Annotated in this window: 14 protein-coding genes; 3 read left to right on the top strand and 11 right to left on the bottom strand. The window is 65.7% G+C overall.

From position 1 onward, the window contains the following. Genes GRS80_RS18010 through GRS80_RS18025 form a run of 4 tightly spaced genes read right to left on the bottom strand, consistent with a single transcriptional unit; the run spans nucleotide 1 to nucleotide 2,981 of the window. Entirely contained in the window at nucleotides 1-204 is a 204-nt protein-coding gene (locus tag GRS80_RS18010; protein WP_149079750.1) for a CbaC protein, read from the bottom strand. Continuing rightward, nucleotides 204-1,979, bottom strand: coding sequence for a b(o/a)3-type cytochrome-c oxidase subunit 1 (locus GRS80_RS18015; RefSeq protein ID WP_160048749.1), 1,776 nt, complete (start codon nucleotides 1,977-1,979; stop codon nucleotides 204-206). Before GRS80_RS18015 ends, GRS80_RS18010 begins: the two co-directional genes overlap by 1 nt. Further along, nucleotides 1,972-2,775 (bottom strand): cytochrome c oxidase subunit II, encoded by an 804-nt coding sequence (locus tag GRS80_RS18020; RefSeq protein WP_160048750.1) that lies wholly within the window; start codon nucleotides 2,773-2,775, stop codon nucleotides 1,972-1,974. Before GRS80_RS18020 ends, GRS80_RS18015 begins: the two co-directional genes overlap by 8 nt. Then, nucleotides 2,772-2,981, bottom strand: coding sequence for a hypothetical protein (locus tag GRS80_RS18025; RefSeq protein WP_160048751.1), 210 nt, complete (start codon nucleotides 2,979-2,981; stop codon nucleotides 2,772-2,774). Before GRS80_RS18025 ends, GRS80_RS18020 begins: the two co-directional genes overlap by 4 nt. Nucleotides 2,982-3,079: 98 nt before the next feature. On the opposite strand from GRS80_RS18025, the gene GRS80_RS18030 reads away from it, so the two are divergent. Together GRS80_RS18030 and GRS80_RS18035 are read left to right on the top strand one after the other, a co-directional pair. Then, nucleotides 3,080-3,289 carry a cytochrome-ba3 oxidase subunit gene (locus tag GRS80_RS18030; protein WP_160048752.1) on the top strand — a complete coding sequence of 70 codons (210 nt, stop codon included), beginning with the start codon at nucleotides 3,080-3,082 and terminating at the stop codon, nucleotides 3,287-3,289. 148 nt (nucleotides 3,290-3,437) lie between these two features. Beyond that, nucleotides 3,438-5,957, top strand: coding sequence for a cation-translocating P-type ATPase (locus GRS80_RS18035; RefSeq protein ID WP_160048753.1), 2,520 nt, complete (start codon nucleotides 3,438-3,440; stop codon nucleotides 5,955-5,957). 112 nt (nucleotides 5,958-6,069) lie between these two features. Here the strand turns inward: GRS80_RS18035 and GRS80_RS18040 are convergent, their stop codons facing one another. Continuing rightward, nucleotides 6,070-6,333: a CDGSH iron-sulfur domain-containing protein gene (locus GRS80_RS18040; protein WP_160048754.1), complete on the bottom strand. Its 264-nt coding sequence runs from the start codon at nucleotides 6,331-6,333 to the stop codon at nucleotides 6,070-6,072. A gap of 142 nt (nucleotides 6,334-6,475) precedes the next feature. On the opposite strand from GRS80_RS18040, the gene GRS80_RS18045 reads away from it, so the two are divergent. Further along, the gene (locus tag GRS80_RS18045; RefSeq protein ID WP_160049075.1) at nucleotides 6,476-6,769 is read left to right on the top strand and encodes a hypothetical protein; all 294 of its coding nucleotides are present in this window, start codon (nucleotides 6,476-6,478) and stop codon (nucleotides 6,767-6,769) included. Between the two features lie 36 nt (nucleotides 6,770-6,805). On the opposite strand, the gene GRS80_RS18050 is transcribed toward GRS80_RS18045, so the two are convergent. From GRS80_RS18050 to GRS80_RS18080, 6 genes are all read right to left on the bottom strand, one after another. Continuing rightward, complete coding sequence (locus GRS80_RS18050) at nucleotides 6,806-9,226, bottom strand: GAF domain-containing protein (RefSeq protein WP_343161644.1); 2,421 nt, start codon at nucleotides 9,224-9,226, stop codon at nucleotides 6,806-6,808. Nucleotides 9,227-9,340: 114 nt separating this feature from the next. Beyond that, nucleotides 9,341-10,030: a phosphoribosylformylglycinamidine synthase I gene (gene purQ / locus GRS80_RS18055; RefSeq protein WP_160048755.1), complete on the bottom strand. Its 690-nt coding sequence runs from the start codon at nucleotides 10,028-10,030 to the stop codon at nucleotides 9,341-9,343. Next, the gene (gene purS, locus GRS80_RS18060; protein ID WP_160048756.1) at nucleotides 10,031-10,282 is read right to left on the bottom strand and encodes a phosphoribosylformylglycinamidine synthase subunit PurS; all 252 of its coding nucleotides are present in this window, start codon (nucleotides 10,280-10,282) and stop codon (nucleotides 10,031-10,033) included. 146 nt (nucleotides 10,283-10,428) lie between these two features. Further along, entirely contained in the window at nucleotides 10,429-10,800 is a 372-nt protein-coding gene (locus tag GRS80_RS18065; protein WP_160048757.1) for a rhodanese-like domain-containing protein, read from the bottom strand. Between the two features lie 138 nt (nucleotides 10,801-10,938). After that, entirely contained in the window at nucleotides 10,939-12,162 is a 1,224-nt protein-coding gene (locus GRS80_RS18070; protein ID WP_160048758.1) for an FAD/NAD(P)-binding protein, read from the bottom strand. Nucleotides 12,163-12,754: 592 nt separating this feature from the next. Continuing rightward, nucleotides 12,755-14,527 (bottom strand): nucleoside recognition domain-containing protein, encoded by a 1,773-nt coding sequence (locus GRS80_RS18080; protein ID WP_160048759.1) that lies wholly within the window; start codon nucleotides 14,525-14,527, stop codon nucleotides 12,755-12,757. Nucleotides 14,528-14,567 lie beyond the last annotated feature (40 nt).

Below are 14,567 nucleotides of genomic sequence, written 5' to 3' on the forward strand. Positions count from 1 at the left end.
TTACCGGGTACTCGAGTGGCCGCTCTCGCCGTTTTCGGGCCACAGCGCCCAGACGAGGATCGCGAGGATCATCGCGACGCCGAGTGTCACCGACTCGAGGACGGTGAGTTCGACGTTGACCCAGGCGAGTACCGTCCGGAGTTCGACGAGGATCGGGACGGTGAATGCGATGACGACGAGCAACGCCGCCTTGGAGATACGCATTACCGGATCACCCCCACGAGCGCCGACGTCGCGCCGTCGACCGTCTCGGTGGCGACGGTCTCGAGAGCGATCCCGACCGTCGTCACCGACTCGAGGGTGAGCGGGAACGGGATGACTTCGGGGCCAAAGAGGCCGCCGCGTTCGATGATACTCAGCAGCGGGAAGGTGTACGCGAAGATCACGAGGACGACGGCGATGGCCGTCCAGAGTTTCAGGTTGTCGAGGACGAGCGGGGCGTCCTCGGGCCCGGAGAGTGTCTCGGCGTACCCGTTGGCGGGGAGGGAGTCGCTTTTGCCGTTGAGTGCCGTGCCGATCACGTTCGCGAAGAACAGGACGAGCGAGAGCGTCAGCAACACGCCGCCGAGGGCAATCTGGGCGTCGAGTTCGGCGACGCTGCCGACGGCGGCCTCGAACTCGAAGCCCTCGTACTGTGGTTCGGCCGTTCGACGCGGGATACCGAGCAGGCCGCCGCGGTGCATTGCGTTGGACATGAACGTCATACCGATAAACCAGAGGACGACCTGTCCAAGCGCCACCGAGCGGTTCCACAGTGCCCTGCCGGTCACCTGTGGGAGGAACCAGTAGGTGACGGCCATGAACGTCAGTGCGACGGCGGTGCCGACGGTGAGGTGGAAGTGGCCGACGACCCAGAACGTGTTGTGGACGAGGTAGTTGATGTTCATGCCGGCGTTGATCATGCCCGAGAAGCCGGCGGCGGCGAACATGAGGCCGGCCAGCGCCATGCCGGTGAAGACGGGATCACGCCACGGGAGGGCTTTCAGCCAGCCGAAATAGCCCTCGCCGCCGCGCTGGCGGGCACCGTGTTCCATACTGGCGACGACGGTGAAGGCGGTTAGCAGGCTGGGTAGCAGGAGGAACATCGTGTTCGTCATCGCGATGAACTTGAACCCTTCAGCGATGCCGGGGTCGAGGTACTGGTGGTGGATTCCGGTCGGCACCGAGAGCACCAGAAACAGCACGAAGACGACGCGGGCGAGCGGGTCGCTGAACAGTTTCCCGCCCGAGATTTTGGGGAGCATGACGTACCACATCATGTACGCCGGCATCAGCCAGAAGTAGACGACCGGGTGGCCGAAGAACCAGAACAGCGTTCTGGTCAGCAGCGGATTGACGGTGTCGATCCAGCCGAGCGACCACGGTAACAGGAACGCGAGGATCGCCACGGCGACGCCCAGCGTCGCGATGTACCACATGAGCATCGTCGTCAACACCATGAACGTCGGCAGCGGGATCCGCTCGTCGGGGTTCTCGGTCTTCCAGGCCCACCACGAACGGAACCAGTCGGCGCCGGCCAGCCAGGTGCCGACGACGAACAGCACCAGTCCGAGGTAGAACATCGGATGCGCCTGTAGCGGGGCGTAAAACGTAAACAGAACCGATGCGCTAATGTCGGTCGCGTCGGTGAAGCCAGCCAGGATCGCGACGCCGGTCAGCGTTATTCCGACCGCCATCAGCGAGTACCAGCCCCAGCTAAATCGGATGTCTTCGAGGCCACGGTCGAGGCTGGTCGTTATCGCCCAGGTGAAGATCCCGACGAGGAAGAAGATCGTAAACGAGATCACGAGGAAGACGCCGTGGGCAGTGAGGACGGTGTAGTAGTCCACCGAGTCGATAAACCGGAGGAAGTCGGTCCGGTGAAGCGTCTGGATGATCCCGAACACACCACCCAGTGCCAGCGCGAGGAACGAACTGTAGAACGCGGCCCGGACGATCTTCGCTTCCGCGGGGAACTCGTCGATGTACGCGTTACTCATCGTCGTCACCTCTATCGTCGTCTTCGGCGTCTGGATCGACCACGCTCAGGGTCCCGGTCTCCTCGAACTCGTCGACGGTGATCGTCCAGTCGTGGTCGCCCTCGCCGAGGTCCGCGGCGTCGACGCCGATCGTCGTCTCCGACGTTTCGCCGCCGGCGACGACGAGTTCTTCCTCGAGCGTCTCGTCGCCGACCTCGAGGACGACCGTCGTCTCGAGATCGTCGAGCTGGCGGTTCCGAATTTCGACCGTGAACTCGGCCTCGTCGTCGGGTTCGACCTCGGTCGGTGTGTCCACCGAGTGGTCGACCAGGTCGAACTCCTCGGCGGGGACGACGTGGAGTTCGCCCTCCATGTCGTGGTGGCCAGGGCCACAGTACTCGTTGCAGACGACACCGTACTCGCCGACTTCGTCGAACTCGACGGTCATCTCGGCGATCTCGCCGGGGATGGCCATCGTGTTGACGTTGGTGCCGACGATGCTGAAGCTGTGGATGACGTCCCTGGCGGTGACGTAGAACGTCACCTGGCTATTTTCCGGGACTTCGATCGGGTCGGGCTGGTATCGAAACGTCTGGGCGACGACGTAGGCTTCGTACTCGTTTTCACCGACCTGTTCGACGCGCGGGTCGCCGAAGCGTTCGTCGTCGCTGAGTTCGGTTGGTTCGACCGTCGGCTGCTGGTCGCCGACCATCGCGATCCCGAGGCCGACCGAGCCGTAGGTGATCGTCGCGATGAACGTGACGATCAACAACATCGCCGCGACGAGCCACAGTTTCTCGTAGGTGTGAATGTTCATGCAAGTGTCACCACGGCCGTGCCGACGACCGTCGGATCGTTTCCGAGGAATTCGACGAAGTACATGAAAAACCAGAGCCCGATCAGGATGAGAAAGTAGAGCCCGATTAACGCGAGCGTCCCCACTGGATCGAACTCATCGTGTCCAATTTCGCGGATTCCCTCCGCGCGCGGTTCGGATACCGGCTCTTCGGTCGGTTGACTCATACCGTGGAGTTTGTAGGACCAGCGCTTAACCACTAAACCAATTCCCACTCTGTAGGAACGGGGGCAGTATTAACACGTTCCGACAGCTACCCTCGCGTATGGTACTCGAAGAAGCTTCTCCGCGTATATCGCTCCCGGTCGGGTTGCTCGCGCTCGTTCCGGTCGCGTGGTACGGACTCGGGAGTTCGCTGGTGGCGGCGGCCGTCTCCGCGGTCAACGTCGTGTTCATTCTCGGCTGTCTGTACGTCGCGTTCGGCCCCGTCGACGGCCACCACGAGCCGGAGCGGCGGTCGTCGGGGACGTCGTAGCGTCGATGGTCGCATGCCCTCGTGGCGGGTCACGGCTGATCGGCTGGCGAGAACGCTCGACAGATGAGGGAGGCGTACAGTCGACGGACGTCCGATCGGGAGCTGTACACCACCGACCGGGACGCCCTCGAGGATACTCACTCGACAGATGACAGACCCCAACGCCGGATCCAGCGACAGGTCGAGTGTGCCCCTCGCTCCCGACGGGGCCGAAGCCGACGACGCCGCGTCGCGTGATCCGGACGACGAGTGTACTCTCTGTTCGCTCCCGACGCCGTCGACTCCGATCACCGAACCCGACGTTTCCGGAACGTTCTGCTGTCGTGGCTGTCTCGAGGTCCACCGGACACTCGACGGTGTGGGGGACGACGGCGTCGAACGGAAGGTTCGCCAGCGACTCGAGGGGGCGTCCGACCCGGATGCGGAGTCGGACCCGGAGCAGTTCGACGGCGAGGAGGCGTTTCTGGCCGTCGAGGGGATGCACTGTTCGACCTGCGAGGCGTTTCTCGAGGCGACGGCGTCCTCGACGGCGGGTGTCCAGGCCGTCGAAGCGAGCTACGCGACCGAGACGGTTCGCGTCGCGTACGATCCCGATCGACTCGAGGCCGAGGACCTCCCCGAGATCGTCTCCGGCTACGGCTACACCGCCCGCGAACGCGGGACGGAGGCGGACGACTCGAGTCGCGATCAGGCGCTCGTGAAGTTCCTGATCGGTGGCGGCCTGTTCGGAATGATGGTGATGGTGTGGTATGCGGTCTTTCTGTATCCGACCTACTTCGGCTACGATCCGGTCGTCGACTTCGGCGGCTACGACGGCTACTATCTCGCGGTGAACATCTGGCTGATGACGTCGTTCGTCCTCTTCTATACGGGCTATCCCATCCTGCGGGGTGCGTTCGTCAGCCTGCGCGCCGGGATGCCGAACATGGATCTGCTCGTCGCCACCGCGGCCGTCGGCGCGTACGCCTACAGCACGCTCGCGATGTCGCTCGGGCGGACGGACCTCTACTTCGACGTGAGCGTCGCGATCATCCTCGTCGTCACGGCGGGAACGTACTACGAGGAGCGGATCAAGCGGCGGGCGGCAGGGCTGCTCTCCGATCTCACCGAACAGCGCGTCGACGAGGCCCGGCGGGTCGACGGCGAGACGGTCCCGATCGAGGCGGTCGAACCCGGCGATCGGCTCCTCGTACGGCCGGGCGAACGAATCCCGCTCGACGGCGAACTCCTCGAGGGCGAGGCCGCGGTCGACGAGTCGCTGGTCACCGGGGAGTCGCTGCCCGCCGAGAAGGGGCCCGGTGACCTCGTCCGCGGCGGCACGGTCGTCACCGACGCCCCCGTCGTCCTCGAGGTCGGCGCGGACGCCGAGAGCACCCTCGATCGGCTCGTCTCGATCATGTGGTCGATCCAGAGCTCGCGCCCGGGCGTCCAGCGGCTGGCCGACAAACTCGCGACGATCTTCGTCCCGCTCGTCCTCGTCCTCGCGACGGTCGCGACCGCGACGTTGCTCGCGACGGGCTCGAGCGTCTCGAGTGCCCTCCTGGTCGGGCTGACCGTGGTCATCGTCTCCTGTCCCTGCGCGCTCGGCCTCGCGACGCCGCTTTCGATCGCCGCCGGCGTCCAGGCCGCAGCGAAACGGGGGATCGTCGTCGTCGCAGAGACGCTTTTCGAGGACGCCCCTGACGTCGACGTCGTCGTCCTCGACAAGACCGGGACGCTGACGACGGGATCGATGAGCGTCGAGGAGGTCGTCGTCGAGACGCCGGACGGGTCGACCGGCGACGACTCGGCCGGGGAGGTGCTCGCTCGAGCGGGCGCGGTCGAGTCGCTCTCGGAGCACCCGATCGGGGCCGCGATCGCGACCGAAGCGGCGGCGGTGGCCGACGAAGCCGACGGAACCGACTCCACCGTCGAGGGGAAATTCGCCGGCGAACTTGCGGTCGACGTCGAGGGTTTCGAACGCGACCGTCGCGGCGTCAGCGGCGTGGTCGCCGGCGAACGCGTCGCCGTCGGTCATCCGGAGTGGTGTCACGAGCGCGGACTGACGGTTCCCGAAGAACTCGAGTCGCGGATCGTCGACGCCGACACTCGGGGAGACGTTCCGGTCGCCGTCGGCTGGGACGGCCGGGTCAGGGGCGTCATCGTCGTCGGCGACGCGCCGCGTGAGCGCTGGCTCGAGGCTGTCGACACGCTGGCCGACGGACGAGACGTCGTCGTGCTCACTGGCGACGAGGGGGCGTCGGCCGACCGCTTTCGGGCCGTCGATGGGATCGACCAGGTCTTCGCGGGCGTTCCACCCGAAGCCAAAGCCGAGACGGTGAGACGACTCCAGGCTCGCGGCACGGTGGCGATGGTCGGCGACGGGAGCAACGACGCACCGGCGCTGGCCGCCGCGGACGTCGGCATCGCGATGGGGAACGCGACGACGCTCGCGACGGACGCGGCAGACGCCGTGATTCTGGGCGACGACCTGACGGCGGTCGCCGAGACGTTCGACGTCGCGAGCGGGACGAACAGCAGGATCCGCCAGAACCTCGGCTGGGCGTTCGTCTACAACGCGGTCGCGATTCCACTCGCGATCGCCGGCCTGTTGAACCCGCTGTTCGCCGCCGTCGCGATGGCCGCGAGCAGTGCGTTAGTCGTCGCGAACTCGGCGCGATCGATTTGAACGCCTCTCCCTCGAGGCGGTCGCTCCGAACCCGAACTCGAGATTACGCTCGAGGCGGACGGCAGACGCTTATCCGCCAGTGCCGCTCGGTCATTTCGATCGGACTCGCCGGTCAGTCATTTCGATCGGACTCGCCGGTCCCACCGCTCTCGTCCCCACTCGTAACGACGCGTTCGAGCCGTTTCCGGCCGTCGTCGTCGTAGACGTACGTCTCGCCGTCGGCTTCGTCGCGCGTCCGCCGGTGGCTGCCGTCACAGAAGGGAAACGAATCGGAGAGGCCACACTGACAGACGGCGACGTTCCCCTTCTCGTCGTCGACGTCGTCCGAATCGAGCTTTCGCGGGCCGGTCGCCTCGAGTTCGACGAGTCTCGTCATGGGGGAAAGTCACTCCCGACGGACGGAAACGTTACGGTGTGGCGGCGAACGCGTGACGACGATCGGACTGAAGATTCGGTACGGCGACGAGGCGAACGGAAACTACTTGTCGGTCGTCACTAATCTCGAGTCAGATGCCAGGATGAGTCCGGACGCCATCGGGACGTCGACGGCGGTCGCGCTGGCGGTGGTCAAAACGCTCGTGCTGGTCGTCGGCAGCGTCATCACCTTCTTCGCGTACAGAGCCTATCAGCGTACCCGCCAGCGGGCGCTTGGCTATCTCGCGGGCGGGTTCGGACTCGTCACGCTCGGACTCGTCCTTGCCGGCATGCTCTACGAGATACTCAGCGTGCCGCTTCGACTGGGATTGCTGCTCGAGAGTCTGTTGATGCTCGCCGGCTTCCTCGTGATCGCCTACTCCCTGTACGCACCCTGATAACTGTGCGATCCGCGTAGACGTCTCGAAGCTCGATCAGTCCTCGCCGTGGGCTGGCCCGTCCGCGAGCGCGTCGGGCGACTCGCGTTCCGCTCGCGGTACCTCGAGAACGACGACGGTGCCTCGCGGATCGTTCTCCTCGAACCGAAGTCGACCGCCGGACTGGGTGACCGCCCAGTCGACCAGCCAGAGGCCGAGTCCGCTCGCGTGTCTGAGTTGGGTGATCTCGCGGTCTTCCTCGAGGAGTTCCCGTTCCTCGTCGGGAATGCCGGGCCCGTCGTCGGCGATCGACAGCCGAACGAACCCGTTCTCCGGTCGGTCACAGAGCGAGACGTCGACCGTGGATGTCGACTGGTCGCTGTGTTCGATCGCGTTTTCGAGAACCTGATAGATTGCCGCCCCGAAGGAGACGTCGGCGCGAGCGAAACACCGATCGGGGAGCGATCGGTCGACGTCGGCGTCGGGGAACTCCCGCTCGATCTGGGCGAGCGCGTTCTCGACCGCAACCGAAACGTCGGTCGGCTCGGCCGCCGACTCGCCGCGCTCGAGGGTCTGTTCGGCCGCACGGGTCTTCTCGGCCAGTTCCACGAGTTCGTCGGCTCGCTCCTGGATCGTCTCGGCGTACTGAGCGGTCTCAGCGGAGGCGGTTTCGGCGAGCATCTCGGCGCAGCCGCCGACGATGTTCATCCCGTTGCGCAGGTCGTGGCGCAACACGCGATTGAGGATTTCGACGCGCTTTCGCCGCCGTTTGCGTTCGGTGACGTCGGTGTAGACGCCGAACACCGTCTCGGACGTCCCGTCGGTCTCCACTGGGACGAGTCGCATCATGAAATCGCGCAATCCGTCGACGGAGCGTCGTTTGACTTCGTCCTCGATCACCTCACCGTGAGTACTGAGTCGATTGTACGTCCGGGCGTCGTCGGTCTGGCTCGGCGGGACGATGATGTCGTCGAGCGGTTCGCCGACGAGTTTCGACTCGTCGTAGCCGAAGATTCGTTCGAACGCCGGGTTGACCATCTGGATCGTCGGGTCGGCGTCGACGTCGTCGTGGCGGCCGACGACGACGGCGTCCGGGACGTTCTCGAACAGCGCGGCGAAGCGGTCCCGTTCGGTCCGGAGTCGCTGTTCGAAGTCGATGCGTTCGAGCGCGTCGCTGACGTGAGAGAGCAACAGTTCGGCGAGTTCCTGGTCTTCCTCCTCGAATGCCCCGCAGCGACTCGAGACGGTCTGAAACACGCCGCGGTCACCGATCGGGACGCTCAGTACCGATCGAAACTCGGGTCGGTGTGGTTGTGCGTCGTCGTCCGCCCGGAGGTCGTCGACGCGATACGTACGACCGTGGCGATACGTCTTTCCGGCAATCCCCTCGTCGATCGACATTAGCTTGAGTTCGTTGCCGTCGAACTCGGAGGACATCGCTTGCTTTACAAGCATTCCATCCCGGACGACGTCGACGACGCAGACGTCGAAGTTCAGGACGTCCTCTGCGGCCTCGACCGTCAGATCGTACACGTCCTGATGGGTGCGACAGTCGTCGAGATCCGAGGCGACGGCGTGGAGGGTTTCGATCTTCGCTTTCCGATCGACGAGTTCGCGTTCGCGGTCGGCTCGGTCGAGTGCCGCTTCGGCCGCCACGGCGAGGACGTGTACGAGGTGGATCGCCGAGACGTCGAGGCCGTCCGTAGTCGCGACGGCGAGGGTTCCGTGCTCTCCAAGCGGGTGAAACACCGCACTGTCGACCGATCGTTCGACGTGGTAGGGAAATTCGATGCTCGAGACGTCCTCGACGATCGCGGGCTCGCCGGCCGCAAAGACGTCCCAGATGACGTGATCGCCACGACCGACGCTCGGCATCTCCGTCGTTCGCTCCGCAAGTGCTACACTCGTCGCCGCCACCTCGAGCGTCTCGGTATCTTCTTCGTAGTACCGGACGCCGGTGAGGGGGCGATGGAGCACCCGCTCGGTCGCCTCGACGACGATCGACGCGATCTCCTCGGTCGACTCGGCCCGGAGGAGTTCCCGGGTCGTCTCGTGGAGAACCTCGAGTGCGTCCGCATGCGTCGGGTCGTCGAGGAAGTCAGACGACGATTCGGTCGTCGTGAGTACGTCGGCGACCCGTGCCTCGACGACCTCTCGTCCCTGTTCCCGTGGGACGTAGCCGTCGACTCCGGCTGCGAGGAGTTCTCCCGCGAGCGCTTCGGATCCATCGGCCGGGCAGACGACGACCGACACGTCCGGGTCGTGTGCGCTCACTTGCCGGCAGAACTCCACGCAATCGGCGTCGTGGAGGGTGGCGGCGGTTACGACGCAGTGTACGGGACCGCTCGTCAGCCGAGAGAGACACCGTTCGGCCGTTTCGACGATCTCGACCGTCGCGTCGAGACCGGCAAGCGCCCGCTGTATCGTCACCTCCGGATCGGGATCGACGTAGACGACGCGCGTTTCGGGCTCGTTCACGTGAAAGTCACTCGCTTCTATTCGTGGCGAAGAACTCCAGTGACATTACTGTTCGAGTCGCCTCGTCCCTCGAGGGGCCCCCACAGTCGGCCCGTCTCACGACAGGAGATCGGACTACGCCCCGCTCGCGCCGTCGAATCCGCGGAGAATTCCCTGGCCGTCGGTCGGACCGATATCGGGAAGCGTCGCGCGTTCGGGGTGGGGCATCAGGACGGCGACCGTCTCGCGTTCGCCCAGCACGCCGGCGACGTTGTTCTTCGATCCGTTGGGGTTTGCCTCCTCGGTCAGTTTGCCGTCGGCATCACAGTAGCGAAACAGAATCCGGTCGTCGGCCTCGAGCTCCTCGAGGCGGTCGTCTGCGATCTCGTAGCGGCCCTCGCCGTGGGCGATCGGCACCTCGATAACCTCGCCTTCCTCGTATGCGGCGGTCCAGGGCGTGTCGTCGCGTTCGACCCGCAGGTAGACGTGTTCACACTGGAAGCGCGCGCTCTCGTTCGTGGTGAACGCACCCTCGGTGAGACCGGACTCACAGCCGATCTGTGCGCCGTTGCAGACGCCGAGCACCGGAACGCCGTCGGCGGCGGCCTCGCGAACCTCCTCGAGGATCGGCGATCGGGCAGCCATCGCGCCGGCACGGAGGTAATCGCCGTAGGAGAACCCGCCGGGGAGGACGACACCCGTCGTGTCCTCGGGAAGCCCGTCCTCGTGCCAGACGATCTCGGCGTCGACCTCCAGGTGCTCGAGTGCGCGCTCGGCGTCACGGTCACAGTTCGAGCCGCCGAATCTGATGATTGCGACGGTCATCTACCGTTCGTCGACCTCCACGTCGTAGTCGTGGATGGTCGGGTTCGCCAGCAGTCGCTCGGCCATCTCGTCGGCGCGGTCGCGGGCGGCGTCGGCCGACTCGGCCTCGAGATCGATCTCGAAGCGGTCAGCCGACCGAAGTCCCCCGAGGTCGAATCCCAGCCGTTCGAGGGCCTGTTTGGTCGTCTCGGCCTCGGGGTCCAGCACGCCGTGTTTGAGTCGAACCGTCACCGTCGCGGTGTAGGCGGTCATCGTCTGATAACCCGTAACCGTGCTCAAAAACGCTTTCGCCTTTGCTCGGTGTTACACGATCGTGGATATCCCCCGCGGTGTACGTGAACGATATGTGAGAGCAATCCAACCAGAGCCGACTACGGGAGCAATCCGACCAGAGCCGACTACGGGAGCAATCCGACCAGAGCCGATCGCAGCCGGTAACCGAACGATCCGTTCTGGTAGCCGTTCCAGCGGCGCTGGCCGCCGGCCAACGTCACCGCATCGTACCCCTCGTCCTCGAGAATAGTCGTCGCTTTGCGGGCGACGATACCTGCCTTACAGACCGTGACGACGGTCGTATCGGCCGGGACGTCCGAGAGTGTTCGGCGAAACTCCGCTTCGTCACCGCGGCGAAGGTCGTGGTAGACGGGAACGTTGTGGCTGCCGTCGATGTGCTCGCGTTGATACGCCTCGCGCGGTCGAACGTCGAGAACGTACGGTGGCTCCTCACTCGAGAGTTCCGTCTCGAGTTGCTCCGGGCCGATCTTGCTCATATACCCCAATATCGAACACGAGAATAAAACGATGCGGATCTCGAGCGACAGAGACGGAGTTGATCTCGAGTTACAGTGCGACAGAGACGGGGTGGATCCCGGGTTAGAGAGCGACGGGGACGGGATGTGGGTCTCGGGTTATGGGGTGAGGCGGGTCGAATCGACGACGGACTCGACGCCAGGGTTCAGGCGGTCGGCTGCCCGGCGTGCGCCCGCGATATTGCCGGCGAGCGGCCCGACGGTGCCTGCGGTTAGCGCGCCGGAGGCGAAGAGCCGACTCGTCTCGCCGTCCGTGCGTCGCCAGGCGAGCGTCTCGTCGGATAGCACCGGCATGCCACGGAAGCCGCGTTCGAGTCCAAGCGCGTCGGCAACCCGGTCGACGAACGGATGGGAGAAGACGGGAGCGAAGCCGGTGGCGAGGACGACGCGGTCGGCGCTGCAACAGCCGCCATCCGCGAGTGCGAGACGAGTGCGACCGTCCACACGACGAGCGCTGCGAACGTCTCCGTGACGAACTCGAAGCGACTCTTCGTCCATCGCCGTCTCGAGGCGGTCGAACAGCGGTTGGGGAATCGTCGCGTCGTTTCTGGCCTCGCGGATCGTCTCGTATCGCGCCTGCGATCCTGGTGGGTGGCGATGGAGGTGACGCTCGATGTGATTCCAGTTGATCCAGCGCGGGTCGGCCTCGACGGTCGCCGTCTCGAGGGGACGTCTCGAGAGCATCGTCACTGACTCTCGGTCGGCGAGACAGGTCGCGAGCTGGGCGGCGGTAATCCCCCCGCCGACGACGATCGTCTCTGTCGCCCGTACGTCGGGGTCGAACTCGTCGTCCCAGACGTGGTCGATGCCGTCGACGCCGGCCGCCCAGGACGGCCGACGATAGCGACCGCCGTGACCGATCGCCAGCACGCAGGTCCGGGTCTCGAGCGCCTCGGTGACGCTTCCGTCCGCGTCGGCGAGTTCGAGTTCGAACGCCTCGCCGTCACGGTGGATCGACTCGACCGCGGCGCGGCGATGGAGCGACTCGAGGTCGTTGCCGTCGATTACGGCGTCGGCGTAGTCGAGAAACAGCGACAGCGACGGGCGACGCGGATAGCCGGGCGTCGGGAGCAGTTCGTCCTCGCGGTCACGAGCCTCGGCGAAGCTCTCGAGGCCGAACGGCTCGGTCCCGACGTGGTGGACGAACGTCGAGCGCAAGGCGTCCATCTCGCAGGCACGGGCTTTCTGCCGGAACGACGCGAGCAACCGATCGTGCGGATCGACGATCAGGAGATTCTCGCGCTCGAGGGCGGTGTCCTGGAGCAGCCGCTGTGTGAGGTACGTTCCGTGGATGCCGCCGCCGACGATGACACACTCGAGCATCGAGTCCACTACACCGATTATTATTGCACAGGTCGGGAGTATTAACTCCTGCCATCCGGTCCAGCACCGTTCACATTTTCTCCGTCTCGATCGGCCGTGAGACCGATGCCAGCCCATTTTGTGTTCGTTCACAAACACGTGTGTATGGCCGGAGACTGGTCCGGGACGGAGCTGTCGATGCCGGTTGCCGTCGTCGTCGTCGGATCCTCTTCGCGTTCGTCGGGCTCGCGGCGATCGACACGAGTCTCGCGATCATCGTCGCCATCTTCGCGTTCGTCTTCGGCGGGGAGCTACTCGGAAAGCTCGCCGCCGCGTTGCGTGGGCCGGAGGACGAGTCGGGTGACGCCGAGGCGGCGACGGACGAAGAGGCCGCCGCCGCGCTCGAGCGACTCCGCGCCCGGTACGCCGACGGCGAACTCTTCGACGCGGAGTTCGAACGACGCCTCGAGGTCCTCCTCGAGACGGAGACAGTCGCCGACGTCGAACGGTATCTCGCAAACGGAGAGCAAGACAGCACGGTCGAGCGCAGCAACATCGAGGGGGACGACCGCGAACTCGACGGTCGTCCGGATGAGATCGACGAGTGTCGTCCTCAGAACAGCGCCGTCCCGACCCAGGCGATCACGAGCGCAAAGCCGATCGCTGCGCCGGCCTGGCGGGCCAGCATCGTCGCGACGAACGTCCAGGAGACCTCTCGAGCGACCGTAATGGCGGTAACGAGACAGGGCAACAGGACGCCCGCGAGGTAGACCGCGACCAGCACCTCGACGGGCGAGAGCGCCGCGACGCCGGCCGTGTCGGCGGTCAACAGCGCGATACCGTCCTTGCGAATCGAGGCGAGAACGACCGGAAGCGCGGCCTCCGCCGGGAGCGCGAAGACGCCCATCGCCGGCTCGAGTGTGACGCCGAGTCGGTCCAGCGCGCCGGCGTACTCGAGGATGGCGGCGACGACACAGATCGCCGCGAAGACGGGCAGTGCGGTCCTGACGAAGCTCGCGAGCGACGTCCTGGCCTCGCGCCAGATCGCACGCGGGCGAGGCCACTCGAGGAACGTCCGGCGATCGACGGCCATCGTCGTCGTCCGCGCTTCCGGCGGGGCGATCAGCCGGACGTAGATCAGCGTCGTCGCGACGAGAATCGCCAGATAGGGGCCGACGAGCCAGGGCATGCCGACGGCGGCGAAGACGGCCAGCGTGGCGGGAAACTGGTAGGAACACGCCGAGCCAAAGGAGATCGCCGAGATCGTCGTACAGCGGGTACAATCCGAACAGCTCCGGGTGCTCGTCACCGCGGGGACGTTACAGCCAAAGCCCATCACGACGCGGACGAGATCCCGGCCGGTCAGCCCGACTCGACGCATGACCGGATGGAGCGCGGTCGTCACGCGGGTGACGAGACCGCTGGCCTTGTACGCGCCCATAAAGAGCGCGAAGATGAGCATCGTCGGCAGCGCCCAGACGAACAGGAACGGCCCCATCGAGAGCAGGCCGTAGTCGCCGCCCAAGATTGCGGCGAGGGGACCGGGAAGCGTCGCCGCCCAGCCGACCGCCGGCTCGAGTGCGCCGCCGACGAGGGGATCGAGTCGCCCTGCGACCGTATTGGCGAACCAGACGGCGACGAGCGCGGGCAACAGGAGGACGAGCCCACTCGCGATCGGACCGAGATAGGGGCGCTCGAACACCGTTTCGGGTGGTTCGATCTGCCAGCCGACGTGGGTCGCGGCTCCACCGGGAAGTTCCGCGCCGCCGCGGATCGCCTCGAGGACCGATCGGGCGTCGGTGGCACCGGTTTCTGTGGAGGTGCCACCAACGGGACTCGCATCGGAGCGTGCAACGCCGCCGTCGGCCGCGACCCGTGACAGGTTTCGCGCGTCGACCGGCACGACGGGAACCGCGAGATCGTCCTCGAGCCCCGCGATCACCTGTCGAGCGCCGTCGGTGTCCTCGACTTTGTCCCAGTAGGTGACGACGATCGATCCCGTCCGCCCCTGTACGAGCGGGAGCAGATCCGCGAGATCGCGGTCGACGTCGGTCGCCGGCACGACGAGGACGACCCGATCAGTTCGCTCGAGTTCGGCGAGCGTCTCGCGGGTCGTCTCGGTGTCGGCCTCGAGCGTGATCCCTGGCGTGTCCACGATCTCCAGGCCGTCGGCTCGGTACACCTCACTCGAGACGGTCGACCCGCCGACGTTCTCGTCGGTCGCCGTCGCCCCCGTGAGCGCGGCCGCGAGCGCTGTCTTGCCGACGCTCTCCTTTCCGACGAGGACGACCCGCTCGTCGTCACGGTCGTGCTCTCGAGTTCCACCAGAGATTTCGCCAGAGATTTCGCCAGCATTCGTTTCGTCGGGATCTCCGCCGTCGCTCATCTCGACAATACTCCCTCCGTCACGCCCTCGCTCGAGTCAT

The organism is Natrialba sp. INN-245, assembly GCF_009807105.1.
In the GTDB taxonomy this organism is placed as follows: Archaea; Halobacteriota; Halobacteria; order Halobacteriales; family Natrialbaceae; genus Natrarchaeobius; species Natrarchaeobius swarupiae.

Coding starts and splice junctions, on each gene's coding strand:
- GRS80_RS18065 (WP_160048757.1), bottom strand. CDS start 10,800: ATGAGCAAGATCGGCCCGGAGCAACTCGAGACGGAACTCTCGAGTGAG.
- GRS80_RS18030 (WP_160048752.1), top strand. CDS start 3,080: ATGGTACTCGAAGAAGCTTCTCCGCGTATATCGCTCCCGGTCGGGTTG.
- GRS80_RS18035 (WP_160048753.1), top strand. CDS start 3,438: ATGACAGACCCCAACGCCGGATCCAGCGACAGGTCGAGTGTGCCCCTC.
- GRS80_RS18020 (WP_160048750.1), bottom strand. CDS start 2,775: ATGAACATTCACACCTACGAGAAACTGTGGCTCGTCGCGGCGATGTTG.
- GRS80_RS18040 (WP_160048754.1), bottom strand. CDS start 6,333: ATGACGAGACTCGTCGAACTCGAGGCGACCGGCCCGCGAAAGCTCGAT.
- GRS80_RS18025 (WP_160048751.1), bottom strand. CDS start 2,981: ATGAGTCAACCGACCGAAGAGCCGGTATCCGAACCGCGCGCGGAGGGA.
- purQ (WP_160048755.1), bottom strand. CDS start 10,030: ATGACCGTCGCAATCATCAGATTCGGCGGCTCGAACTGTGACCGTGAC.
- GRS80_RS18015 (WP_160048749.1), bottom strand. CDS start 1,979: ATGAGTAACGCGTACATCGACGAGTTCCCCGCGGAAGCGAAGATCGTC.
- purS (WP_160048756.1), bottom strand. CDS start 10,282: ATGACCGCCTACACCGCGACGGTGACGGTTCGACTCAAACACGGCGTG.
- GRS80_RS18010 (WP_149079750.1), bottom strand. CDS start 204: ATGCGTATCTCCAAGGCGGCGTTGCTCGTCGTCATCGCATTCACCGTC.
- GRS80_RS18080 (WP_160048759.1), bottom strand. CDS start 14,527: ATGAGCGACGGCGGAGATCCCGACGAAACGAATGCTGGCGAAATCTCT.
- GRS80_RS18045 (WP_160049075.1), top strand. CDS start 6,476: ATGAGTCCGGACGCCATCGGGACGTCGACGGCGGTCGCGCTGGCGGTG.
- GRS80_RS18070 (WP_160048758.1), bottom strand. CDS start 12,162: ATGCTCGAGTGTGTCATCGTCGGCGGCGGCATCCACGGAACGTACCTC.